The organism is Vibrio penaeicida (genome assembly GCF_030689305.1).
Lineage (GTDB): Bacteria > Pseudomonadota > Gammaproteobacteria > Enterobacterales > Vibrionaceae > Vibrio > Vibrio penaeicida_B.
The window spans coordinates 258,412-281,870 of sequence record NZ_JAUYVM010000004.1; the positions used below are offsets into that span (position 1 = coordinate 258,412).

23 protein-coding genes are annotated in these 23,459 nt (G+C 41.5%); 14 read left to right on the plus strand and 9 right to left on the minus strand.

The genetic code is table 11. The features are described from left to right. The first annotated feature begins 92 nt into the window (after positions 1 to 92). The 9 genes from Q8W40_RS09215 (at position 93) to Q8W40_RS09255 (ending at position 8,588) form a co-directional block, all read left to right on the plus strand. Positions 93 to 461, plus strand: coding sequence for a late competence development ComFB family protein (locus tag Q8W40_RS09215; RefSeq protein ID WP_305396878.1), 369 nt, complete (start codon positions 93 to 95; stop codon positions 459 to 461). Positions 462 to 471: 10 nt separating this feature from the next. Beyond that, positions 472 to 753 (plus strand): HlyU family transcriptional regulator, encoded by a 282-nt coding sequence (locus Q8W40_RS09220; protein ID WP_305396879.1) that lies wholly within the window; start codon positions 472 to 474, stop codon positions 751 to 753. 284 nt (positions 754 to 1,037) lie between these two features. Further along, positions 1,038 to 2,591: a Re/Si-specific NAD(P)(+) transhydrogenase subunit alpha gene (locus Q8W40_RS09225; protein WP_305396880.1), complete on the plus strand. Its 1,554-nt coding sequence runs from the start codon at positions 1,038 to 1,040 to the stop codon at positions 2,589 to 2,591. 14 nt (positions 2,592 to 2,605) lie between these two features. Further along, complete coding sequence (gene pntB / locus Q8W40_RS09230; protein ID WP_305396881.1) at positions 2,606 to 4,000, plus strand: Re/Si-specific NAD(P)(+) transhydrogenase subunit beta; 1,395 nt, start codon at positions 2,606 to 2,608, stop codon at positions 3,998 to 4,000. 231 nt (positions 4,001 to 4,231) lie between these two features. After that, positions 4,232 to 5,677 (plus strand): sensor histidine kinase VxrA, encoded by a 1,446-nt coding sequence (vxrA, locus tag Q8W40_RS09235; protein WP_305396882.1) that lies wholly within the window; start codon positions 4,232 to 4,234, stop codon positions 5,675 to 5,677. Continuing rightward, the gene (gene vxrB / locus Q8W40_RS09240) at positions 5,652 to 6,311 is read left to right on the plus strand and encodes a response regulator transcription factor VxrB (protein ID WP_305396883.1); all 660 of its coding nucleotides are present in this window, start codon (positions 5,652 to 5,654) and stop codon (positions 6,309 to 6,311) included. Before vxrA ends, vxrB begins: the two co-directional genes overlap by 26 nt. Beyond that, the gene (locus tag Q8W40_RS09245; RefSeq protein WP_305396884.1) at positions 6,311 to 7,180 is read left to right on the plus strand and encodes a DUF2861 family protein; all 870 of its coding nucleotides are present in this window, start codon (positions 6,311 to 6,313) and stop codon (positions 7,178 to 7,180) included. The genes vxrB and Q8W40_RS09245 overlap by 1 nt, the downstream gene beginning before the upstream one ends. A gap of 63 nt (positions 7,181 to 7,243) precedes the next feature. After that, a complete protein-coding gene (locus Q8W40_RS09250; protein WP_305396885.1) occupies positions 7,244 to 8,401 on the plus strand; it encodes a conjugal transfer protein TraF in 1,158 nt (385 codons plus the stop codon). Positions 8,402 to 8,444: 43 nt separating this feature from the next. Next, positions 8,445 to 8,588, plus strand: a complete 144-nt coding sequence (locus tag Q8W40_RS09255; protein ID WP_101115065.1) for a YoaH family protein — start codon at positions 8,445 to 8,447, stop codon at positions 8,586 to 8,588. Between the two features lie 460 nt (positions 8,589 to 9,048). On the opposite strand, the gene Q8W40_RS09260 is transcribed toward Q8W40_RS09255, so the two are convergent. The 5 genes from Q8W40_RS09260 to Q8W40_RS09280 all read right to left on the minus strand — a co-directional run bounded on the left by Q8W40_RS09260 (position 9,049) and on the right by Q8W40_RS09280 (position 11,465). Beyond that, positions 9,049 to 9,693: a hypothetical protein gene (locus Q8W40_RS09260; protein ID WP_305396886.1), complete on the minus strand. Its 645-nt coding sequence runs from the start codon at positions 9,691 to 9,693 to the stop codon at positions 9,049 to 9,051. A gap of 351 nt (positions 9,694 to 10,044) precedes the next feature. Next, the gene (locus tag Q8W40_RS09265; protein WP_305396887.1) at positions 10,045 to 10,290 is read right to left on the minus strand and encodes a hypothetical protein; all 246 of its coding nucleotides are present in this window, start codon (positions 10,288 to 10,290) and stop codon (positions 10,045 to 10,047) included. Between the two features lie 11 nt (positions 10,291 to 10,301). Beyond that, a complete protein-coding gene (locus Q8W40_RS09270; RefSeq protein ID WP_305396888.1) occupies positions 10,302 to 10,448 on the minus strand; it encodes a helix-turn-helix domain-containing protein in 147 nt (48 codons plus the stop codon). Positions 10,449 to 10,768: 320 nt separating this feature from the next. Continuing rightward, on the minus strand, positions 10,769 to 11,080 hold the full coding sequence (gene yciH / locus Q8W40_RS09275) for a stress response translation initiation inhibitor YciH (protein ID WP_101115068.1): 312 nt from the start codon (positions 11,078 to 11,080) through the stop codon (positions 10,769 to 10,771). A 34-nt stretch (positions 11,081 to 11,114) separates the two neighbouring features. After that, a complete protein-coding gene (locus tag Q8W40_RS09280) occupies positions 11,115 to 11,465 on the minus strand; it encodes a DUF3319 domain-containing protein (RefSeq protein WP_101115069.1) in 351 nt (116 codons plus the stop codon). A gap of 100 nt (positions 11,466 to 11,565) precedes the next feature. Between Q8W40_RS09280 and Q8W40_RS09285 the strand changes: the two genes are divergently transcribed. Further along, positions 11,566 to 12,522, plus strand: coding sequence for a tyrosine-type recombinase/integrase (locus tag Q8W40_RS09285; RefSeq protein ID WP_305396889.1), 957 nt, complete (start codon positions 11,566 to 11,568; stop codon positions 12,520 to 12,522). Here the strand turns inward: Q8W40_RS09285 and Q8W40_RS09290 are convergent. After that, on the minus strand, positions 12,519 to 13,514 hold the full coding sequence (locus Q8W40_RS09290; RefSeq protein ID WP_305396890.1) for a D-alanine--D-alanine ligase: 996 nt from the start codon (positions 13,512 to 13,514) through the stop codon (positions 12,519 to 12,521). The two genes, Q8W40_RS09285 and Q8W40_RS09290, sit on opposite strands and share 4 nt — an antisense overlap. Positions 13,515 to 13,702: 188 nt before the next feature. Then, a complete protein-coding gene (locus tag Q8W40_RS09295) occupies positions 13,703 to 14,296 on the minus strand; it encodes an SPOR domain-containing protein (protein ID WP_305396891.1) in 594 nt (197 codons plus the stop codon). 619 nt (positions 14,297 to 14,915) lie between these two features. Between Q8W40_RS09295 and Q8W40_RS09300 the strand changes: the two genes are divergently transcribed. Then, the gene (locus Q8W40_RS09300; RefSeq protein ID WP_305396892.1) at positions 14,916 to 17,597 is read left to right on the plus strand and encodes a bifunctional acetate--CoA ligase family protein/GNAT family N-acetyltransferase; all 2,682 of its coding nucleotides are present in this window, start codon (positions 14,916 to 14,918) and stop codon (positions 17,595 to 17,597) included. On the opposite strand, the gene Q8W40_RS09305 is transcribed toward Q8W40_RS09300, so the two are convergent. Beyond that, complete coding sequence (locus Q8W40_RS09305; RefSeq protein ID WP_104402195.1) at positions 17,549 to 18,481, minus strand: LysR family transcriptional regulator; 933 nt, start codon at positions 18,479 to 18,481, stop codon at positions 17,549 to 17,551. The genes Q8W40_RS09300 and Q8W40_RS09305 overlap by 49 nt on opposite strands. 287 nt (positions 18,482 to 18,768) lie before the next feature. Between Q8W40_RS09305 and Q8W40_RS09310 the strand changes: the two genes are divergently transcribed. Beyond that, entirely contained in the window at positions 18,769 to 20,916 is a 2,148-nt protein-coding gene (locus tag Q8W40_RS09310) for a TonB-dependent hemoglobin/transferrin/lactoferrin family receptor (protein ID WP_305396893.1), read from the plus strand. Between the two features lie 71 nt (positions 20,917 to 20,987). After that, the gene (locus Q8W40_RS09315; RefSeq protein WP_305396894.1) at positions 20,988 to 21,176 is read left to right on the plus strand and encodes a hypothetical protein; all 189 of its coding nucleotides are present in this window, start codon (positions 20,988 to 20,990) and stop codon (positions 21,174 to 21,176) included. A gap of 178 nt (positions 21,177 to 21,354) precedes the next feature. On the opposite strand, the gene galE is transcribed toward Q8W40_RS09315, so the two are convergent. Beyond that, positions 21,355 to 22,368 (minus strand): UDP-glucose 4-epimerase GalE, encoded by a 1,014-nt coding sequence (gene galE / locus Q8W40_RS09320; protein ID WP_305396895.1) that lies wholly within the window; start codon positions 22,366 to 22,368, stop codon positions 21,355 to 21,357. A 299-nt stretch (positions 22,369 to 22,667) separates the two neighbouring features. On the opposite strand from galE, the gene Q8W40_RS09325 reads away from it, so the two are divergent. Further along, positions 22,668 to 23,411, plus strand: coding sequence for a 5-oxoprolinase subunit PxpA (locus Q8W40_RS09325; RefSeq protein WP_305396896.1), 744 nt, complete (start codon positions 22,668 to 22,670; stop codon positions 23,409 to 23,411). Positions 23,412 to 23,459 lie beyond the last annotated feature (48 nt).

Below are 23,459 nucleotides of genomic sequence, written 5' to 3' on the forward strand. Positions count from 1 at the left end.
CGCTGAAGCAGAAACAAGTCGATTGGCGTTGTTACTGATTAAGCGTTTATATCGGAATAGACGTCATGATTGAAACATAGGGAAGTACATAAATGAAAATAAGCGTCGATGTGCACAACTATATGGAGACATTAGTAGGAAACCGTCTAGGAGAACCCGACTATTCAGACAGTTATGACAGTGAGCAACTTGCCGATTTGGCTTGTATTGCATTAAACCAATTACGTCCAATTTATATTCGACATGATATAGATTTTTTGTCTGCATTGCCTGAGGAGCGTCTTGTTGTCTTGAGAAAACAGGTTGACGATGCGCTTATAGCGGCCGAAAGCATGATAAAAGATGATCGTCGTAAACGAACTGAAGATAGCATTCCTGTAATTTTTACCAAGCCTAGACGACATGATGACGATGAATTAGAGTGGTACGAAGTACCTATCCTAAAAAAGAAAGAAGAATAAGGAGTAATTTGTGGGACTCTTTTCTCGTTTATTTGGTGGTTCAAAAGAAACCGTCGTACAAGAAGCAGAACCTGTTGAGTATAATGGTTATCTGATTTACCAAGAACCAAAACCTGAAGGTGGTCAGTATCGAATAGCCGGCCGAATAACCAAAACTTTTGATTCAGGCGAAACCAAAACACATACATTTATTCGATCTGACGTTTTAGCAACAGAATCCGATGCAAATGAGTTCATGCTAAAAAAGGCGCAGATGTTTATTGACCAAATGGGCGATAATATTTTCAACTAAATAGTTTTTTTGCAGCACATCGAATTGATTTTAGTCACCTTTTTGAGAGCCATTAAGCAGTATGCTTAATGGCTCTTTCATTGTTTTGAAAAATTAAAAACTTTTTGAAAGTTGAAAATATAACTGAATTTAATTGCGATAATTTTTTAAGATAAAGATGAGGCTCCTTCATTCTTTAACGTTATATCTAATGAAACTTTGTGTTTTCAATACGTTTTAGTTGAAGTTAATCTCATCGTTAGATAAAAACTGATTATTAATTGTGCATTTAGTAGGGAATAACTATGCAAATTGGTGTGCCTAAAGAAACACTCGCAGGTGAAAGGCGAGTGGCTGCAACGCCGAAAACGGTAGAGCAGTTATTAAAGCTGGGATTTGATGTCTCGGTTGAGAGCCAAGCAGGGGTTCTGGCAAGTTTTGATGATGCAGCTTTTGAATCAGCTGGCGCGACTGTTGTCTCTCGAGATAACGTTTGGAAAAGCGACCTGATTCTAAAAGTAAATGCTCCTCAGGTCGATCCTGAATCTGGCGTTGATGAATTTGATTTGATTAAAGAAGGTGCGAGCCTTATCAGCTTTATTTGGCCTGCACAAAATGAAGCCCTCATGGAGAAGTTATCCAGCAAAAACATCAACGTGATGGCGATGGATGCCGTACCAAGAATTTCGAGAGCGCAAGCCCTTGACGCATTAAGTTCTATGGCAAATATCGCAGGATATCGGGCAGTGGTAGAAGCCGCGCATGAATTCGGGCGCTTTTTTACCGGTCAAATTACAGCTGCTGGTAAAGTACCTCCTGCAAAAGTCCTTATAGCTGGAGCCGGTGTAGCTGGTCTTGCAGCCATTGGGGCAGCAGGTAGCTTAGGTGCAATTGTACGCGCATTTGATGTTCGCCCTGAAGTAAAAGAGCAAGTCCAATCTATGGGGGCTGAGTTTTTAGAAGTAGATTTTCAAGAAAACTCAGGGTCTGGTGATGGCTATGCCAAAGAAATGTCTGATGAATTCAATAAAAAGGCAGAAGAGCTGTATGCTGATCAAGCCAAAGATGTCGACATTATTATTACGACGGCCCTCATTCCTGGACGACCAGCACCTAAGCTAATTACAAAGGCGATGGTCGATAGTATGAAAGCGGGCAGTGTCATTGTCGATCTTGCTGCTGCAAACGGCGGTAACTGTGAGTACACGGTAGCCGACGAAGTGATCACCACCCCGAATGGCGTAAAAATTGTGGGTTATACCGATATGGTCGGTCGGCTCCCAACTCAATCCTCACAGCTTTACGGAACCAACCTTGTCAACCTTCTAAAACTGCTATGTAAAGAGAAAGACGGTAACATCGATATCAATTTTGATGATGTCGTTTTAAGAGGGGTAACAGTAGTCAAAGAGGGTGAAATCACTTGGCCAGCGCCCCCGATACAAGTATCCGCCCAACCAGAAGTGAAACCCAAAGCTCAACCTGTTGAAGCTGTTAAGGCAGAGGAACCTACATCACCTTTCAAAAAGGTAGCAGCTCTGGCTATAGGGGTAGGTGCGTTTGCTTGGGTTGCCTCGGTCGCTCCAGCTTCGTTCCTTGCTCACTTTACGGTATTCGTTTTAGCTTGCGTTGTCGGCTATTACGTCGTTTGGAATGTATCGCATTCACTTCATACTCCACTGATGTCCGTTACCAACGCCATCTCTGGAATCATCGTTGTGGGTGCTTTATTGCAGATAGGGCAAGGGAGTGGGGTCGTTACCTTCTTGTCATTTATCGCCGTTCTAATTGCAAGCATTAATATATTTGGTGGTTTTACCGTCACCAAACGTATGCTTGAAATGTTCCGTAAAGACTAAAGGAGAGTAATCACATGTCTGCAGGATTAGTACAAGCCGCATACATTGTCGCCGCAATACTCTTTATCATGAGTTTAGCGGGACTATCTAAGCAAGAATCTGCGCGAGCAGGTAACTATTACGGCATCGCTGGTATGGCAATTGCCCTTATCGCAACCATTTTTGGACCCGATACATCTGGCGTAGTGTGGATCATTCTTGCCATGGTTATTGGTGGCGGTATTGGTATTCATTACGCTAAAAAGGTCGAAATGACCGAAATGCCAGAGTTAGTTGCCATTTTGCATAGCTTTGTCGGTATGGCAGCTGTTTTAGTTGGTTACAATAGCTACATTGATCCACCGGCTATCGCTGTAACCGATGTCGATGCACACGCTAAACACGTCATCCACATGGTTGAAGTATTTTTAGGCGTATTTATAGGCGCGGTTACATTTACAGGATCGGTCGTTGCATTTGGTAAGTTACGTGGGGTCATTAATTCATCTGCATTGAATTTACCTCATAAGCACAAGTTGAACTTAGCTGCGCTAGTCGTATCGGCTTATCTGATGGTTCATTTTGTCGAAGCCGATGGGAGCATGTTCGCCCTCATTCTGATGACGTTAATTGCTTTTGTATTTGGTTATCACCTTGTTGCGTCGATAGGTGGAGCTGATATGCCTGTTGTTGTTTCGATGCTCAACTCATACTCTGGTTGGGCTGCGGCGGCGGCAGGTTTCATGCTAGCAAACGATCTTCTGATTGTAACCGGTGCACTTGTAGGTTCTTCAGGCGCTATCCTTTCATATATCATGTGTAAGGCTATGAATCGCTCATTTATTAGTGTTATTGCAGGTGGATTTGGTCAGGAAGTCTCGGTATCTAGCGGTGATGAAGATCATGGAGAGCATACTGAAACATCTGCTGAAGAAGTCGCGGAAATGCTGAAAAACTCTAAATCAGTCATTATCACTCCAGGATACGGAATGGCAGTAGCACAAGCTCAATATCCGGTACATGAAATAACTGAAAAATTGCGAGCACATGGCGTTGAAGTTCGATTTGGCATACACCCTGTTGCAGGCCGATTACCAGGGCATATGAACGTACTGTTAGCAGAAGCTAAAGTGCCATATGACATTGTTCTTGAGATGGATGAGATTAACGACGATTTCCCAGAAACCGATACTGTTTTGGTTATAGGGGCGAACGATACGGTTAACCCAGCCGCGCAGGAGGATCCAAATAGTCCAATTGCTGGAATGCCAGTACTTGAAGTCTGGAATTCCCAAAACGTTATCGTATTTAAGCGTTCGATGAATACGGGTTATGCTGGTGTACAAAACCCACTATTCTTTAAAGAGAACACTCAAATGCTCTTTGGGGATGCGAAAGAATCTTGTGTACAAATATCTGCTCATTTGTAATTCAAGCTCAGCGCTTTAAAAAAGCTTTATGATAGAAGGGAAGCTAAGCTTCCCTTTTTATTTTCGCCTTGGTGTGACAACGTCACTATGTATGAGCAATGTAAACTCTTCCAAGATAATCATCGCGAATGTCAGCAATTGGTTAATAACGTAGAGCTGCTGTTATAATCACATTCTTATTAGTGTTATATTGCGAACTCACCGATAAATGCCATAGAGAACGAAACAGCTTTGCTAAGAAATATCGTATATTTGACTTTAGGCTGCGTTTTTACATCCGCCGCTTACGCACAAAGCTTGCCAGAGAGAATTGAGGAATTTAAAAGTCAATTTGATACCTCTAAGGCAATTGATTCCTATGACATGCGTATCATTCAGTCGGATTTCCCCAACAAGCTTCTAACGCCTGAATCGATGCTACCTCAGACGGCAAATTACCCTTTAAAAGATATACAGCGGCTATACAGCTTATCTGAAACCTGTAAAGGCAAGCTTCCATTAAGCCCACTAATTACAGAGCCTCTTGTTTTTACACGTGCTATTTGTAAAGGGACCAAGCTCCCCATTAAATGGTTTGCGCGATCTGGCTTAATTCATCCAGGTGGTGGTACATATGCAGCCCGTTACGCTGTAACCCATCCGGACATGTATGAGCAACTAGAAGACTACATGCACATCGAAGAGAGACCTGAATCCGGTACAACCAGTTTGTTAGGCAAGTTGCAGCGCATGGATTACATCACCATGAAGGCATTGCTCTCAGGTTCTGAAATGTTAATGCATGATAGTGAACTTTGGCTGCGACAAGGTGACCAATATTTAATATTCCCCCAAGATTTGTGGGAAATATTACTGAAACAACAAGAATTAAAGGCGACGCTATACAATGGCAAAGTTAGCTGTTTCGTTAAAAGCGGAAATATATGCTGGGAAGTAGAAAACCATTCTGATTTGCTTTTGCATATTATGATTGGGCTGGCGATATTCAATGTTGTTTTGATTCTTGGTTGGGCGGTTACTCGCTGGAATAGTAAGCGCAAAGAAATGCAAAGTAGGATGTTAGTTTTACAGATTCTGACCCACGAATTGCGAACGCCCATAGCCAGCCTGTCACTAACCGTTGAGGGTTTTAGAAGAGAGTTTGAGAACCTTCCCGAAACCGTATACGACGAATTTCGACGATTATGCGAAGACTCTAGGCGATTACGCCAATTGGCTGAGGCAAGTAAGGACTATTTGCAATCGGATAATCAACAACTTTCTAGTGAATGGCTGCCTTCTGTGAAGGAATGGCTCGAGTACAGATTTGAGGAATTAGAACAACCAATACATATCGAGCTAGATAAAGATAGCGCGATAAAAGTGAACATTTACTGGTTAGGGACATGCTTAGACAATTTAGTAAACAATGCCGTCAAATATGGTGTAGCACCTGTAGGTTTAAGTGTTAAGACAAAAAAGAATTGTGTGATTTTTAAGGTTACCGACCACGGTAATTTAACTAAGAGAGATTGGAAGACGCTTCGAAAGCCTTTTGTGAGTAAAAGTGGACTGGGGCTAGGTTTGACAATTGTAGAGTCAATGGTTGAACGAATGGGAGGCAAAATGTCTCTTCAAGGCCCACCAACAACATTTATATTGGAGATACCCTGTGAAACAGACACTGCTTCTGGTTGAAGATGATAAAAACTTAGCGGATGGATTGCTTGTAAGCCTAGAGCAAGCAGGTTATGAATGCCACCACGCGGAAACAATTTCTGAAGTAACCCCGCTATGGGACAAAGCCGATCTAGTCATATTAGACAGGCAGTTACCAGATGGTGATTCCGTAACTCATTTGCCAGAATGGAAAAAAATCAAACAAGTTCCTGTGATTTTGCTAACTGCTTTAGTTTCCGTAAAGGACAAAGTAAACGGGCTTGATGCCGGTGCAAATGATTATCTGACAAAGCCTTTCGCGGAAGCTGAGCTATTTGCTCGTATCCGTGCGCAGATGAGAGCGCCAGATGGAGAAGAACTGGATGATTCTCGTGTTACAACAGAGCATCTGGTCATCGATAAAAACACTCGTGATGTCATCTACAAAGAAGAAAACGTTACCCTAACTCGTACCGAGTTTGATCTTCTGTTGTTTTTGGCGACCAATTTAGGACGTGTATTTACCAGAGACGAGCTGCTTGATCACGTTTGGGGATACAACCACTTTCCTACGACTCGAACTGTCGATACACATGTGTTGCAACTTAGACAAAAACTACCAGGCATCGACATTGAAACGTTGCGTGGTGTCGGATATAAGATGAAAAGCTAATGTTCCGCCATTTACTTACGGGGTTAATTTGCATTTTACCGGTAACTGCTCACTCGACGAATCAGTGGTTTGAGCAGCAAACCTCGCTAACAAGTGCACACCAAAAACTTCTAGAAGATGATTTAGAGGGAGCATTCTCAGCAATAGTTGAAGTATGGCAGCAAAATCCGTCGAAATACGTCGCTAATCACTTAGATCAACTATTTCTTAAGTCTATAGAGAGAGATTGTGGTCGCTCCTTGAACGTTGAAGGGCTTCCAGATTGGATTGATGAAGTGGTTATAAGACGTCAGATGATCCAATCTCCAGGTAGAAATAATTCAAGTGTGATCATCGACGTATTAGGAAATAAAGAAATAGAGTCTATTGAATTAGATCGCTGGGGCGAACAAAGTGTGTCTAATGAGTCATCTTTTGACAAACTTAGCTCTGAATCCTCTAATCAAAACATATTTCAAAAACGATATAGCTTGAATGCGCGTTTAGCTAGCGGCTTATATCTACTAAAAATAAAGCCGATAAATGAGGAACCTTGGGTTACATGGGCTGTTATGTCAGAACCGCAAGCTAAGCAAATCGTTAGATGGCAATCCAAGGATAACTGGAAAGTCGAGAAAACAGGTCTTCTGAATAAACACTGTCCACTTCCTGTGCTAAACATTTCACTTTTCGACTTTCTTGAGGGAAAGTATCAAAAGGTATGGTCACAAGAATATGAAAGCGATTACCCCAGTTCAATACCTTTAAGAGATTTGGATCCCGATAGATATGTATTAGCTGTATCAATTACACACCGTCGATGGCAAGGTGCAGTTTCTATTGAAGATCAACAAGTAATTAGTAAAACCTACGATATTTCGGTGGATTAATAATACTAAAGATCTGATAATTTAAGCCGATAACGATCAAAAGGACAATGTTACGGTTTGATTATGAAAAAAATCAGTTTATCCACTACTATCGCACTCGCACTCGCACTCGCACTCGCTGCAGGTTCTGTTAATGCTGCAAACTATTCTGTCGATGGTCGAGGTGACGCCATGGGAGGAGTAGGGGTTGTATCCGCTGATTTTCTATCGGCACCATTCTATAATCCTTCTCTTGCAGCCTTGTATCGAAGAGACGACAACGCTGGTATGATCATCCCCGGCGTGGGCTTAACCTACACAGATAATGGTAAAATGCTGCAAGACATAAAAAGCGCAGCAGACGCAATTGATGCTGGTGACCCAACCGAAATCTTATCTGTTTACGATAAACTCGTTGGCGACGAAATAGCGTTAGATATAGGTCTTACGGCGGCATTTGCCATTCCAAACCAATTCGTATCGATGAACGTGTTTGGCAAAATCTATACTGAATCATACATAACTGCCGACATGGCACCTAGTTCAGTTCCTGATATCGACAAACTCGACCAATCACTGATTAAAGTCATGGGGATTGGCGTTACTGAACTAGGAGTAACATTCGCAAAATACTACACTTTGTTTGGACAACATGTTTCTATTGGCGCATCGCCAAAAATTCAAAGGGTGTATTCAGTTGCCAGTCACGCTTCCTTTTCCAATTTCGGATTCGGACGTATCACGGATTCTACAGCTGGTGAAACCGCATTCAACCTAGACTTAGGAGCTGTATGGTTTTACGGACCTTTTAGAATTGGTGCGTCTGCAATGAATATAATGACACGTGACATCGTCACCAATCAAGAGAGTGTAAATGTAGGTGGACGAGTTGTTGAAATAGGTGATACCTATGAAATGAGACCAAATTACACTGTTGGTGCTGGATTAGTTGGCGATTATTATACCTTTAGTGTCGATTACGATTTAGTAAAGCGAGACAAGTTCAAAGGCATGAGCGGCGATGATTCACAGATGCTTAGAGCAGGTATTGAAGTTGATGTCATGAGACAACTCCAACTTCGTGGTGGTTACTATACCAATCTTGCTAAAGAAAACGATGAAGGCACAATCACTGCGGGTATAGGGCTAACTCCTCTGGGTATAATCACTATGGACTTGGGTGCTAGTTATACCAACGCCAATTCAATGGGCGTTTACGTTAATTTCCTTGGCAGTTACTAACTATTTCGTTATCCTCGGCTTCCAATAAAAGGGGAGCTCAAACATGTTCCAAGATTTACCTACATTAACTCATAAAGAGCAACAAGAAGCTGTGGAGAGAATACAGTCTCTTATGGCGCAAGGGATGAGTACAGCAGAAGCAATAAAAATAATTGCAAACGAAATCCGAGAAGAAAAGAAAGGCTAGGGCAACCTAGCTTTTTTTATGTCTGTCATCCTCCACACCCAGCCTCTCCGTCTTACTCGCTCTATACAAGTACTTTTGAAAACTCCATTCGTCAAATCAAGCTCATAAGTTAAACAATCTAGCTTTCACTCTTCTGAGAAAATTCCGTTACAGGGCTTGGACGTTACAAATTGAGCTTTGTAATAAAAACCAACCGTAACCACCAGAATAAAAATCTGATACATTCATATAACCGCGTAAATACAATGACTTATATTTATCGTGCCATCTCTATTTTGTCCCGGACGAATTGGTTTACAATTAGAGTGTGTAAGTGCTCGCTATGCCGGTATCGTTAATAAAACAACGTTACCAACAGCTTATCCACATTTGGTAATTTACTTACAGGGTGTTTTTGAAGCATAAAAAAGGCTCCTTATCAAAGGAGCCTTTTTGTTGCAGGGTTAGTTATTTATTATCGTTATTTAGAAGCGATAATTTTACATTTGGGCAGGGTGTAATGTGTTTTTTTGAGGCATTGCCTCATAGCCATTTCTTCAGCTTCAGCTTGAGAATTCACTTCTGTTGCAAAGCCTAGAAGCCCGAGTTGATTTCCTGCAATGGCAGAATGGCTACCACTGGAATTGAACTTGTTGAACGTTTCTATGTCTTTCGTGCTAGAAACCTCGACAGGGTAGCCTTTAGTATCGATATTCATTGCTGTTTCTTCAAAAGCAGCAATTTCACACTTCTCAGGATCTGACGATCTTGCTGAACAAAGAAGCAATGCCTCCTTTTTTGCAGCTTCAATAGAAAGCTTTCCACTAGCAAAACCAAAAGCCATCGCTCGTTTCCCTTTCCAATGGACGGCAAAAGCTTTGTTCGACGGAAGTTCCAAATAGGCGTTGAACCTCTGAGTAGTCCATGCGTGAGGGTAATATTTGGCACTATCTTTTAGAGAGGTAGAAATGTGGGATTGTAATACTGATTGTTTATCATCACTGCCATCTGTTGTAGCGGCACATCCTTGCAAGATAAAAGTTCCAAGAATCAGAACGAAACGACACTTCATAATTATAATATTCTCATTAATATTGCTTTTAAATAAACCTATTGGTTTGTTCATTTAAGTATGCGATTCCAAATAAAAAATGTATAGGGATATCCACTGTTAGATGTGATACTGATCCGGAAATTTATGGGATACTGAGTCCAAAGCCTGATTTTCGATCAGCTAATTGACAATTAACCAGTAACTATATGTCTTTGATTCTCAATCATTTGACTTGCATTCTGTCATAGTATGTAACGCGATCGTTTGTTTCGAGAACATACTTATTTTCTGAGTAGCATAGGAATATTCGGATTTCCACACGCTGCGTATGTAGGCATTCAGCAACAAAAGAAACTAATTTCCTCGATATGACGAGCGGACAGATCTTAAATGCTTACCAGCATCCAATTTGGATCAGTTCACCTAAGCAGTCTCTGCGATAACGAAGTTGATTAATTCGAGGTTTTCTTTTGGAATGTGGAACCCAAGAGCATCAGCGATCATCCATTGGCGAAGCGTTTCCAAGGAGATATTAAATCCGTGAACTTCTGTAAGCTTTTCATGTACGAGCGTTGGGCCAAAATCTAGATAGTATTCTGAGATAAGTTTGAGTACGTGGAGCTTGGTGTCATCGCTGATGCGATTGCTCGAAGGTTTACCGGTTGCCATGGGCTAGGGATTCAACGCCAAGCTTTAAGTATGCGAGACAAGTGTCGGTAGCTTATTCCAAGAATGGATGTGGCATCTCGGCGCTTTAACTTATTGTTTAACACATCTTGGATAATGGAGAAACGTTGCAAATCATGGTCGTTCATCGTAACTAACATCCTAAATACCTCCAAGCAGACATAGGACAGATTCACTTGGAAATATTAGGACATTATCGCTTTGGGTTTACACACCCAGTGCGTATTATCTATCTTATGTTAAATAAGGTGTGAGTCTATGTAAGAACTATTCTTCTACCTTTGTCCTAACCCGTCAAAACTCGAGCTATTTAACCATAATCCCATTTACCATAAAATAGCTAATAATCATTACTTTAATCAAAGATTAAGACATGATAATTAGCACTTAGACTATGTGTGCGGCAGGCATAAAAAAAGCCAGATTGACCTGGCTTATGACTATCCAATATCTATGATTCTTAGCCGCCGGCTAACTTAACAGTAAGACCTTTCTTTTCTAGATGCGCTTTTATTTTATCGCGACTATCACCTTGAATTTCGATCGTTCCATCTTTTACTGAGCCACCGCATCCACACACTTTTTTCAATTCTGCCGCAAGCAGTTTTAAAGGTGCGTCATCTAAATCTAGCCCAGTGACGATACATACACCTTTACCTTTTCGTCCTTTAGTCTGGCGCTGAATTCTAACTACACCATCACCTTTAGGGCGTTGCTCTTTAACTTCTTCAGGCTTAATACGCCCAACTTCCGTTGAATACACTAGAGACATGCTTGATTCTCAATCCTATCGACAAAAATTTATTTTATCCTTTTTTGGCGGCAGCAGCCAAGTGTGCATCAATGTGTTTTTGAATGGCGAGTTTTCCACCTTTAATCAATCTACCGTTAAAGAAACAATACCAAGCGTTAGGCGCACCAGTATCGTTTTTTAGTTGGAAACCATTGTAATTTTCTTCTGTCCCGGCAGCGACTTTTTTAGCTTCCAAAGTTGAAAACTCTTTGGGGTCAATCAGAGATGCAGTATCACACCACCAATCAATGCTTTTCTTTACTGAAGCAAGGTTCCCGGAAAGTACTCTGTTTTTAATTTTAACTTGCCATACTTCGCCGTTGGATGACTGCAAAGTAAAGCCTCGGTGCATACTCGTTGCCATATTGCTGAACTCTTAGTTCTTTGTTTCTATTAATAATAATTGTAATCCTTGGATTCGCAAGTAGAATTAGTAACAATATTGCCTGTTATAGTGCGTTAAAATGAAGAAAAACATATCTCCGATCACAGATTCATCAATTAGAGCCACAAGTGTAAAACTGTTTTCACAACAAATTAACCTTAACATGTTAGACAAAATAACAAGTAATCAGTATTCAGCTAATTCATTGAAGTCTATGGTTAATGATTGGAATCATTTTGTTTCATTTTGTGCTGAGAATGACGTAGCTTCCCTACCCGCTTCTATTGCTGCAGTGAAACGATTTCTAAATCAGGAATCCTCTAAGAAAAAATTTGCTTCAATACGAAGATGTTGCCTAACTATTGGTACGATACATCGAATTCACTCCTATTCCGACCCAACGAATCATCGTCAGATAAAGTTTTTATTAAGTGAATTACGACTTCAAAAGCATGGTGATTCTAAAAGTGTGCGCGCTTTTACTAGTGAGCATTTGCATGATCTCAACAATCTACTTTCTTCGTCGATCCTAACCAAAGATATACGAGATTTGGCTATTTATTGCATCATGTTCGAATGCGCACTAAAACGTTCCGAGCTAAGAAACATGAATATGGACAACATCGGTTTTAAGAACGAAATCGCCATTATTCATTTGGGTGACAAGGTATATGAGTTGAGCATTAACTCTTCGTTCGCACTCAGAAAATGGATTAGTAGGAATCATACTAACATTCTTTTTTGCCGCATCGATAAACATGAAAACCTGTATGAATCCACATTAGATGATTCTTCGATCTATCGTATTTTTAGAAGGGGCGGCCAGCTACTCGGATTATCAGGAAGTGAGAATTTTTCAGGGCAATCCAGTCGTATAGGTGCAGCCAAAGAGTTAGCGTCGCAAGGCTATAAATTGAAAGAAATTCAAGATTTTGGCAGGTGGTTGAGTCCCGCAATGCCTGCTCAGTATTTGGGAAAACTAGGCACTGCGGATAGAGAAAAGCTTAAGTTTGTAACGATTAAACCGTGGGATTAACGTAGCGACTTGCTGATAGCATCGCTTAAAAAATCTGTAAAGCTTATACCGTAATACTCAACCATTTTAGGAAACATTGAAATTGGCGTCATTCCAGGGAACGTGTTGACTTCATTTAAGTATATTTCGCTATCTTCGGTTAAAAAGAAGTCTATTCTAGAAAGGTCTTTAAGCCCCATATGCTCAAATACTTTTCTAGCGTGTGCACGTATTTCTTCTACTTGTTGTGCTGTTAAGTCTTTAGCTTCAACCTCTGTTATAGAATGGCTATCTGCACCGTACTTTTCTTCATACGTATAAAAGCCATTTTCAGGAGCCATGATTTCGCCAGGCTTGGTAATAATTAGTTCGCCTTGATATTCAAATGCAGCGAGCTCTAATTCTCTCGGTTTAACCGCTTTTTCAATCAGTACTTGCTCAGAAAACGAAAAGGCTTTATCAATCGCATCTTTTAGATCGGACTCATTAGTGACCTTGTAACAACCTACAGATGAACCCTGCCTTGCCGCTTTAACAAATAGAGTTCCCCATTTCTTAAATGCATCGACAGACTTCTGATAAGCGTTTTCGTTGTTATCAGAAAGGAAAACGTAAGGAGTATTTGGAATATTTAGCGCGTCATACCACAGCTTAGAGGTGATTTTATTAAAACTGTTTGTACTCGCTTCGGGGCCGCACCCAAGGTACGGGATTTTGGCGAGCTCAAACATAGATTGAACATCACCCGTTTCGCCTGGGTATCCATGCAAACACGGAACAATATAGTCGATTCGAAATTCGTGGTCATCGCCTTTCAGCATTGAATGCGCTATATCTAATTCTGTTTTTGTACCACATTCTAAACGCCATTCTTCTTTTGTCATTTCAACACGAATGACGTTAAAACAACTATTAAACTTAAGCTGCTGCTGAATAAAATTGGCTGACACCAGAGAAACTTCATGCTCACTGGATCCCCCGCCGCATAGTAAAAGGATATTTTTTTTAGTCATCTTATGGGGTCTTTCCATGAAAAACTGTCTGTTATCATTCTAAAGGTTTGCATATCAATATTCAGTAAATTTTAGGTAATTTGCTGTGCAACCGGTCAGCATATAAGCCTTACTGGCTATTGCTGATACCTTTTATAAAATTTGAGCACAAAAAAAAGGGCTTTCGCCCTCTTTTATATGTTTGGAAATTAATTCAATTTATCCATTACTGGGTAGTCAGAGTTCTTTATTGCGTCAATACTCTTAGGGAAGGGTTTCAACTTTTTAAAATCCTCTGGCAAAGTAGCAATTGCAGCTTTGGCTTCTGCTGATGTTGCATAGTCACCATATAAGATTGTGTACCAATTTGTTCCATTAACTTGCTTATAGTTGCCCCAAATCGGCTGACCTTTAGGGAGTCTGTTTGCAAACCTTTCAAGTTTACTTTCTCTATCCAAAGCTATTACTTGAATAGTGTATCCATAGCGTGGATTCGATTTTAGCTGGTTATGTGTAGGAGGAAGAATCTTGATCTTCTTCTTTTGAACTTGTGGTTTAGGAGCAAGTTTCACTACTTTCTTTTCTTCTTGGACTGCGACCGTTGGCGTTGTTGTTTGAGCAGCCATCTTAGGTGTTTCATTAATCGAAACTTCTTGTATTTGTGCTTGCTGGGTAATTGGAGCTTGGATCGAATCTACTTTGTAATCTTCTGAATAAGATTCGCTGGTCACCCCTTTCTCGTATGTATCCGAGGCACAAGCTGCCAATAGTATCGAAAGACTGATAATTGAAATTTTTTTCATGTGTAATGCTTACGCTAATTTATTCTTTTCAAATCATGCACATTGATTCACGCAGAATCAAGTGCAGTCCCCAGTTAATTGTAACTCAACTCGTGATGATTCCCACAATATTTGCTCTAGAGGAATTAGTGTTTAGTTTTTTTGCGAACAACATGGAGCGAACGACACCAAACACTGTTGTAGATCACATACTGAAATCTATCTACACGATAGCTTAAATTGCTTACACTTATATACTCAAACCACCTCAAGGTGCAGGATTCAGAGCTTTATCTTCAGTTTCAGGTCAAGGAAAAGAACGCAGTGGAATGACGAGTCCTTTCCAAGTTCTTTGACGATGAAATGGGACAGAAGATGAGCTCCCAAGGGTGAGTTTGCTTGGTTTTCATGCCGCGTTACCGATTCTAGATTTAGAACCACTAGATCTTCAAATCGGTTCCTTGCCTGAAAATCAAGCAATTCTCGCTGAACCTAGCACCTTGAGGTGGTTTGAGTATACTACGTCAACTCAATGAGTTAGCTTCAGATTTTCGTGTTGAAACCTGAAATCACGGATAGCATCGGTATATACTAGTATGATGCTTGCCAAATTGTTTTTTATGAATTTTATGGAGCGTTGATGAATCGGTTAAATAAGCTTCTCAGTCCAACATCTGTTGCGGTTATCGGTGCTTCACAGTTACCTACACGGGCTGGCTACATCGTAATGAACAATTTGCTCCAAGGGGGATTTCAGGGAGCAATTATGCCAGTGTCCCCAAGATACAAATCTGTATGTGGCGTGTTGGCTTACCCGACTGTCGAGTCTCTGCCAATCATTCCTGACTTAGCTATATTGTGTACTCATGCATCTCGAAACGTAGAACTCTTTGAACAAATAGCGCGAAAAGGTGTTGGTGCAGTAGTCATTCTTTCGTCTGATATGCACTGCCTCGACCAAAGTGGTGACTCTTATGAAAAAAAATGTATTGAGCTAGCCAGACGTTACAACGTAAGAATTCTGGGGCCTAATAGTCTGGGTTTAATTCTACCTTGGCACCGTTTCAATGCCTCTTTTTCTCCTGTTACAGCCCTTCCTGGGAAAATAGCTTTTATTTCTCAATCCGCCGCTGTTTGCACCACCGTTCTGGACTGGGCAAATGACAAGCAGATTGGTTTTTCGGCATTTATCTCAATTGGTAATGGATCGGATGTTGATTTCGATGAACTTCTCGACACACTTTGTACAGACAGTAAAACCGAAGCGATATTGCTGTACATAGACAGTATTAAAGACGCCAGACGTTTTATGTCCGCAGCTCGAGCAGCAAGCCGAAATCGCCGAATACTCGTTTTAAAAGGCGGTCGCTCTATTGCAGGGCAAAAAGCTGCAACATTACATACAGGCAGTATTCCCAGCTTGGATGTTATATATGATGCAGCGATACAGCGTTCTGGAATGCTGAGAGTAAAAAATACCCACGAACTGTTCGCAGCAGTTGAAACGCTGACTCATTCTGTTCCCCTTCGAGGCGAGCGCCTTGCTATTGTTACAAATGGCGGCGGCCCCGCGATTATGGCTATCGATACCCTAATGGATAAGGGTGGTAAGTTAGCTGAATTGAGTAATGACACAACCAACAAACTCTCTACCCTACTACCTACGAGTTGGTCCGGTTGTAACCCTATCGACATGATTGGTGATGCCAATAGCCAAAGATACGTTGACACAATTGGTACGTTAATGGATGGAGATGAATTCGACGCGTTGTTGATAATGCATAGTCCTTCCGCTGTTGCTCACTCGACCGAGACAGCGCAAGCCATTATCGATTGTGTCAAAAAACACCCCAACGCCAGACGTTTTAACATCTTGACGAATTGGTGTGGTGAACAAAGCACAAAAGATGCGCGTCAGCTTTTTACACAAGCCGGAATACCAACGTATAGAACACCAGAAAGTGCGGTTACCGCATTCATGCATTTGGTGGAATACAGGCGTAATCAGAAACAATTAATGGAAACGCCAGCTTCAGCGGGTCAAATTGAGCACAATGATGTTGATCTCGCGAGAGACTGGATAAATAACCAGTTATCTGAGGGGAACACACATTTGGATACCCACCAAATAGATTTCTTACTAAAACAATACAAATTCAATGCCTTACCTACTTGGCTCGCAAGCGACCCATCCGAAGCGGTACATATTGCAGAGAATATCGGCTATCCCGTTGCTGTTAAACTTCGTTCACCCGACATCGCTCACAAGTCTGATGTTCAGGGGGTTATGCTTAATTTAAGAAACAGCGTCGAGGTGGCTTCGGCTGCGCAGTCTATTCTGGATCGGGTTTCCCTTACTTACCCTAGTGCTCGTATACAGGGTTTGTTGGTTCAAGGCATGGCCAACCGTGCGGGCGCTCAAGAAATCAGAATCAAAGTCAAATCAGACCCTACCTTTGGTCCTGTCATATTGTTGGGCGAAGGTGGTTCTGAATGGAATGAAGCAATGGATGCCACAGCTGCAATTCCACCTTTGAATATGACACTTGCTCGCTATCTTATCGTTCGAGCAATAAAAAGAAATAAGCTCAGAGTTCAACAACTGCCAAACCCGATGAGCGTCGATGGGCTTAGTGAATTCCTTGTACGTATTTCGCAAATGGTAATAGATTGCCCGCAAATCAAAGGGCTGGATATACATCCAGTACTCGCTAACGGTGAAGATTTTACAATCTTGGATGCGGACCTGACTATCGAAGAATTCGAAGGCGATTCTCACCAGCGTTTGGCCATTCGCCCCTATCCAATCGAACACGAAGAACATGTTGTGTTAAAAGACAACAGCGATGTGTTGTTACGCCCTATCCTGCCTGAAGATGAGCCTGACCACGCTGAGTTTATCTCAAATGTTTCGAAAGACGATCTCTACAAACGATTCTTCAGTGATGTCGGTGAATTTAATCACGAGGCATTAGCTAACTTCACGCAGATAGATTTTGATAGAGAAATGGCATTTGTTGCTCAACAATACCATGAAGGCAAGAAACGAATCATTGGCGTAGCAAGAGTACTCTCTGACCCAGAAAACTTTGATGCTGAATTTGCTATTTTAGTGCGATCCGATCTCAAAGGGTGCGGGCTCGGACGAGTATTAATGGATAAGTTGATAAGATATTGCAAAGAGCGAGGAACCAAACAGATGTCCGGTATGACCATGCCGACGAATCGTGGCATGATCATGCTAGCTCAGAAAATGGGTTTTGAATTGGACATTCAGTTTGAAGATGGCATTGCCGATATGAGGCTCCCTTTAAATGAGTAGTCCACTTTCCAGTTTTTCTTAATATATTGAATACACCAAGATTTACTTTTACCCATTTTATTTCTTCGCCAAGCAAGCACAATTTCAACAGGGGCGTCTTCCGTCCCTTCTATTTTTCTTAGAAGCTTCTTCTCAATCATCTCTTTCGCTATGTGGGTTGGAATGGTTCCAATACCTAGCCCAGCAGTCAACGCTTCAACTTTTGCGTGGAAGCTTGTTACCGTTAATCTAGGTTGTTCATCCAAAATATTTCGGCTCAGCGCCGGTGCTTCTCTTGCAGTATCTGCGATTACTATTGCGCGATAATGGCTGCGCGAATCGTTATCAAACTCGCCTTTTCTCTGATGTATATAGTGATCGTAAGCCGCTACCCAAGTCATCGACATCTCGCCGATTGGCTCTGCTTTTACGTCCTGTGGGTATGTATCTGGTTTCGGGCAGATAAGAAGATCCGCGCGATCGTAAGCAAGCGACTCCCAACACCCAGCTAAGATTTCTTCTTGCAGCTTAACGCGTGTTTTACTCACCGCTCCCAAATGCTCAACTAACGGGAAAAATGTATTTACAGGAACAATACCATCATGAGCGATTGTTAAATCCAACTCCCAACCGTGAGCCAGTACGTTTGCATCCGATACCATATCTTCTGCTGCACTTAATAACATTCTTCCACGTTCAAGTAATAGCTTTCCGGCGTGTGTGAACGTTGCTTTGTGTCCAGACCGATCAAAAATAACGAGATCAAGATCTTGTTCTAATTTTTGAATCTGATAACTAAGGGATGAAGGTGCTCGGTTAAGCTCATTTGCTGCAGCGGCGAAGCTGCCTCTGCGGTCAATGGCATCAAGAATATGTAAGGCTTCTAGGGTAATTGGGCTGTTCAAGAATAGCTCTCTGTTCGATGGTAATCCTATTTACAATACGACACCTTACTTTTCATTGTATTAGTGCATTAGATAAGCGTGATTAAGATCACGAATACTGAAAATTTACGCTTTCTTACACTTCAAATACCGAACTTTATACTGAAATTAAAACAAAGAGTTAGCGTATTTGCATATTTCCTCTATCAGTTGTTTTTGTCGTGTAATGATAATTGTAATGATAGTCATTATCATTTTGATCAATTACAATCCTCGCACCATTTAAAGCGATTCATGGAAAAACAAAAATGTCGCAACCTAACTTTAAGAAGCCTTTGCTCACGGCTTCAATCTTAATTGCCCTTTCTACGCCTACTTTGGCAAACGAGCAAGTAAATGAAACTGTTGTAGTAACTGCTACAAAAACAAACCAGGCCCTTGAAGATGTGGCAGCGTCTGTAGCAGTGATCACCGATGCTGAAATTGAATCAAATATGTCTAACAATATCGCTGATGTATTTGACTACACACCAGGCGTTACAATTGAAAACGCTGGTCGCCAAGGTATCCAAGGTATCAATATCCGCGGTCTTTCGGGCAACCGTGTACAGATTGTCGTTGATGGTGTAGTTCAGCCTGACCAATACGATCCAGGAGGTCCTTCAGGTTTCGTTCGTTCAGGACGTCTGAACTTTGACCCTGAAATGATTAAATCCGTTGAAGTTGTTAAAGGTTCTGCATCTAGCCTTTATGGTAGTGATGCGATTGGAGGTATCGCAGCCTTTAAGACTAAATCCGCGTCTGATTTCTTAGCGCCTTCTGGCGATGACTTTGGTGGTTATGTAAAACTAGGTTACTACTCTGCGGATAAGACTTTAAGTGAGTCTGTTGCGTTAGCAAATCGTTCTGGGCAGCTTGAGACTCTAGTGGCTTACACGCGTAAAGATGGCAAACAAGTAGACAACTTTGGTAAGCCAGATGAGCAAGACTATGCCACAGATAACCTGCTAGTAAAGCTTGGCTATGAAGTGAACGATGCTCATGCAGTAGAATTGCGTGGAACCTATGTTAAAGGCGATACCAAGACTCAATTACAAAGCACGCGTTACAAATATTTTAACTCTCAAGACGTTTCTGACTCCAAAAGTATCGGAGTAAAGCACACTTGGAATGCTAATATCGGCGCTTTGGACAATCTTGCATGGCAAGTAGACTGGTTAAGTCAGACAGAAAATGCAGATACTCACCGTGAATATTTGTCTGATGGAAATGTGCAACACAAAGACTACATTTATCGTGAGAGAGGCTTCCAAGGCTATATTCAGGCAGATAAGTTTATCTCTGGCGATAGCATTGACCATTTCTTAGTTTATGGTCTGTCTTTCAAGAACAAAGATATACACAATGTAAACGAAGAAAAAAATAGCAGTCGTCCAGATAAAGTCATTTATTACATGCCAAATGCTTCTGAAACTCGATTCGGTGCATTTGTTCAAAATGACATGGCTATGTGGGATGGAAAGCTTCGCCTAACCCCTGGTGTTCGTTTTGATTCTTTCAAAACCAATCCACAAGGGAATGTACCGTCTAACTCAGCGGGCTACACACCAGATAGCTATGACAAATACAGTAATTCCGCTGTCACAGGTCGAATTGGCGCAGTATACGAAGTAGTAGACAATCACAAACTGTTTGCTCAGGTGAGTCAGGGTTTCCGTGCTCCTAACTTCCAAGAACTTTTCTACTCGTTCTCTAACCTGACACACGGTTACATGAACAAACCAAACCCAGACCTTAAGGCAGAAGATAGTATCTCGTATGAGCTTGGTTTCCGTTCGAGCTTTGAACATTCTGACTTGGAGTTCAGCGTTTTCTACAATGATTACGACAACTTTATTGAGCATAAAGAAGTTCAGAAAGCCAATCGTACAACAAGAACACCAAGAATCTTGCAATACGTTAATGTTACTAAAGCGACAATCAAAGGTGCAGAAATCGCAAGCAAGCAAGATTTATCTGGTCTTGTTGGATTACCAGAAGGTTTCTCATCGGGTATTGCAGCAGCTTACACAGAGGGTAAATCTGGTGAAGGTGACCCGCTAAACTCGGTAAGCCCATGGCAGGCAGTTACAAAGCTTAGCTATGATGCGCCTACGTCCGACTGGGGCACATCACTAAAAGTTGTTTATACAGCTAAGAAGAAATCTAAGGACATTACACCAGGTACCGACCGTAGTGGTAACCCAGTGGGCGTATTTGAAATGCCTTCAGCAACGATTGTAGACGTAACTGCGTACTACAAGCCAATTGAAGACTTGACTTTACGAGCTGGTATTTTCAACGTAGGAAATAAAGAGTACTACCGTTGGAATGACGTTCGCTCCCTTACCGAAGCGGACTTAGATTTCACTCAACCAGAACGTAACTTTGCGATTACAGCGAAATACGAATTCTAGATTAAGAATATGATGCAAAAGCAAAGACCGAGAAATCGGTCTTTTTTGCGTTTATGAGACCGGATTGACAAGTGACTAGTCAGAAAACAAAAAATCCAGCAAAGGCTGGATTTTTACAAGTTCGAAAATTTCTAAAAAGTAATCAAAAAGTGATTGAAATATTTCGAGATTATTTGTTTTCTGTCATCTCTTTCTTGACCATTACAGCAGCTGCAACGATGAAAGTGATGATAAGCGCTAGCTCCATCGGTGTCCCCTGAAAATTGAATTACAGAATTGTTGCTCACCGCGTTAAGAAAATGTTTTTTAACGCTCAAAATTAAGCAACGCGGGTATTCTAACAGGTTATGGATTGAGCGAAAGCCCTTAACGAGATTTTTACGAAAAATATCGATTCAGATCAAAAAAGGAGCGAAATCGCTCCTTTTGTTAAATTTGTTAGTCTGAATACCCTTCTGGATTTTGTGACTGCCAACGCCACGTATCTTCAGTCATTAAATCTAAAGAACGTTCGGCTTTCCAGCCAAGTTCGTCAATAGCTTTCTTCGGATCAGCCCAACATTCTGCTATATCACCCGGTCTACGGTCGACCAGTTTATAGGGGATATCTTTGCCGCTGGCTTTTTCAAAAGCTTTCACCATATCTATTACACTGTACCCGTTACCAGTACCTAAGTTATAGATATGTAGCCCGTTTTTATTACCAACGGTATTCAATGCGGCAAGGTGCCCGTCGGCCAAATCCATTACATGAATGTAGTCACGTACGCCAGTTCCGTCTTTTGTTGGGTAATCACTGCCAAAAACCGATAAAAACTCTCGGCGACCTACCGCGACTTGAGAAACAAAAGGCATCAAATTGTTAGGAATGCCTTGTGGATCTTCACCGAGGTCGCCAGTCGGATGTGAACCAACGGGATTGAAGTATCGTAACAGTGTAATGCTCCAATCTGGGTTTGCTTTTTGAAAATCGGTTAGGCACTCCTCTACCATGAGTTTACTCCGACCATATGGGTTGGTCGCACTGGTTGGGAAATCCTCTGTAATCGGAACAGATGCTGGGTCGCCATAGACAGTAGCAGAAGAACTGAATACCAATGTTTTCACGTTCGCTTCGCGCATAGCTTCAACAAGAACTAGCGTTCCATGAACGTTGTTATCGTAGTATTCCAAAGGCTTTTCAACAGATTCACCAACTGCTTTAAGCCCCGCAAAATGAATACATGCTTCAAGATCATGTGTTTTCATGGCTTCGACTAATAATGCTTTGTTTCGGATATCACCTTCTACAAATACCGGTCTAGTCCCAGAAACTTTTTCAATCCTATCTAATACACTGGATTTACTGTTGTACAAGTTGTCTAGAATAACTGGTGTCATTCCAGCTTCTATCATTTGAATGCAAGTGTGGCTGCCGATATAGCCCATGCCACCAGTAACAAGTACTTTCATCATTATTCCTAAATGGTGAGATTGACGTAATTCTACTTTCGATAGACTCGGATTAGTAGTCTCAAAAATCAAAGTAACTGGATTTTATAGAAAAATCTTCCGAGATTTTTTAATTTTGTTCGCTAAAGTGATACTGATGCTTATACCCAAGTGATCTCAAGATGCCGGATTCAGAGCCTTACATACTGTTTCAATTCAAGGAAAAGAACGTAGTGGAAAAATCCCAACAGCCCCTAATTACTTCTCAACTCACTTAAACCCCATTATCCTTACATTTAAAAATAGGAGATATACACGACATGACCAAGGAAAGGTTAAAACTGAATTGCGACATGGGCGAAAGTTTCGGATCATGGAGTAAAGGGCTTGATGAAGACGTCATGCCATGGGTCGATATGGCTAACATCGCTTGTGGTTTTCACGCTTCAGACCCAGATGTTATGTCCAAAACACTTAAACTCGCAAAGAGCCATTCGGTTAAAGTCGGTGCTCATCCGGGTTATCACGACCTCATCGGGTTCGGGCGACGGACTATTCCAATGACGCAAGATCAAATAGTACACTCTATCGTGTACCAAGTGGGTGCGTTAAAATCGCTAGCATCGCTCAATGACGTGCATCTTGACTACATTAAACCGCATGGCGCTTTGTATAACGATATGATGCAAAATGAAAGTGTGTTCATTGGTGTTTTAGCGGCCGCTGAAAATTTTTCCCTGCCAGTGATGATTTTAGCGTCTAGCGACAACACTCGTTATCTAGATTTAGCGGATCAATTTAATGTACCGCTGCTATTTGAAGCTTTTGCAGATAGGGCATATCAGGATAGCGGACTTTTAGTACCGAGAAGCCAACCAAATGCCGTTCATCATAAAGAAGAAGATATTTTCTACCAGGTTATACAACTCGCAAAGTACGGAAGCATCACTAGCGAAAATGGTAATGCTATTCAAATTGAAGCAGATACGGTTTGCGTACACGGTGACAACCCAGAATCTATTGCCATGGTTCAGCGTATCGCGCAGGGTTTACAATCATTATAGAGTTGAACTGGAAAAAGCGAGGCTCGCCGGAAGCCTACGAACCTCGCG

Excerpts from the sequence above, each read along its gene's own strand:
- Q8W40_RS09215 (WP_305396878.1), top strand. The coding sequence starts at position 93 with ATGAAAATAAGCGTCGATGTGCACAACTATATGGAGACATTAGTAGGA.
- Q8W40_RS09225 (WP_305396880.1), top strand. The coding sequence starts at position 1,038 with ATGCAAATTGGTGTGCCTAAAGAAACACTCGCAGGTGAAAGGCGAGTG.
- pntB (WP_305396881.1), top strand. The coding sequence starts at position 2,606 with ATGTCTGCAGGATTAGTACAAGCCGCATACATTGTCGCCGCAATACTC.
- Q8W40_RS09245 (WP_305396884.1), top strand. The coding sequence starts at position 6,311 with ATGTTCCGCCATTTACTTACGGGGTTAATTTGCATTTTACCGGTAACT.
- Q8W40_RS09250 (WP_305396885.1), top strand. The coding sequence starts at position 7,244 with ATGAAAAAAATCAGTTTATCCACTACTATCGCACTCGCACTCGCACTC.
- Q8W40_RS09255 (WP_101115065.1), top strand. The coding sequence starts at position 8,445 with ATGTTCCAAGATTTACCTACATTAACTCATAAAGAGCAACAAGAAGCT.
- Q8W40_RS09260 (WP_305396886.1), bottom strand. The coding sequence starts at position 9,693 with ATGAACAAACCAATAGGTTTATTTAAAAGCAATATTAATGAGAATATT.
- Q8W40_RS09265 (WP_305396887.1), bottom strand. The coding sequence starts at position 10,290 with ATGGCAACCGGTAAACCTTCGAGCAATCGCATCAGCGATGACACCAAG.
- Q8W40_RS09270 (WP_305396888.1), bottom strand. The coding sequence starts at position 10,448 with ATGTTAGTTACGATGAACGACCATGATTTGCAACGTTTCTCCATTATC.
- yciH (WP_101115068.1), bottom strand. The coding sequence starts at position 11,080 with ATGTCTCTAGTGTATTCAACGGAAGTTGGGCGTATTAAGCCTGAAGAA.
- Q8W40_RS09280 (WP_101115069.1), bottom strand. The coding sequence starts at position 11,465 with ATGGCAACGAGTATGCACCGAGGCTTTACTTTGCAGTCATCCAACGGC.
- Q8W40_RS09285 (WP_305396889.1), top strand. The coding sequence starts at position 11,566 with ATGAAGAAAAACATATCTCCGATCACAGATTCATCAATTAGAGCCACA.
- Q8W40_RS09290 (WP_305396890.1), bottom strand. The coding sequence starts at position 13,514 with ATGACTAAAAAAAATATCCTTTTACTATGCGGCGGGGGATCCAGTGAG.
- Q8W40_RS09295 (WP_305396891.1), bottom strand. The coding sequence starts at position 14,296 with ATGAAAAAAATTTCAATTATCAGTCTTTCGATACTATTGGCAGCTTGT.
- Q8W40_RS09300 (WP_305396892.1), top strand. The coding sequence starts at position 14,916 with ATGAATCGGTTAAATAAGCTTCTCAGTCCAACATCTGTTGCGGTTATC.
- Q8W40_RS09310 (WP_305396893.1), top strand. The coding sequence starts at position 18,769 with ATGTCGCAACCTAACTTTAAGAAGCCTTTGCTCACGGCTTCAATCTTA.
- galE (WP_305396895.1), bottom strand. The coding sequence starts at position 22,368 with ATGAAAGTACTTGTTACTGGTGGCATGGGCTATATCGGCAGCCACACT.
- Q8W40_RS09325 (WP_305396896.1), top strand. The coding sequence starts at position 22,668 with ATGACCAAGGAAAGGTTAAAACTGAATTGCGACATGGGCGAAAGTTTC.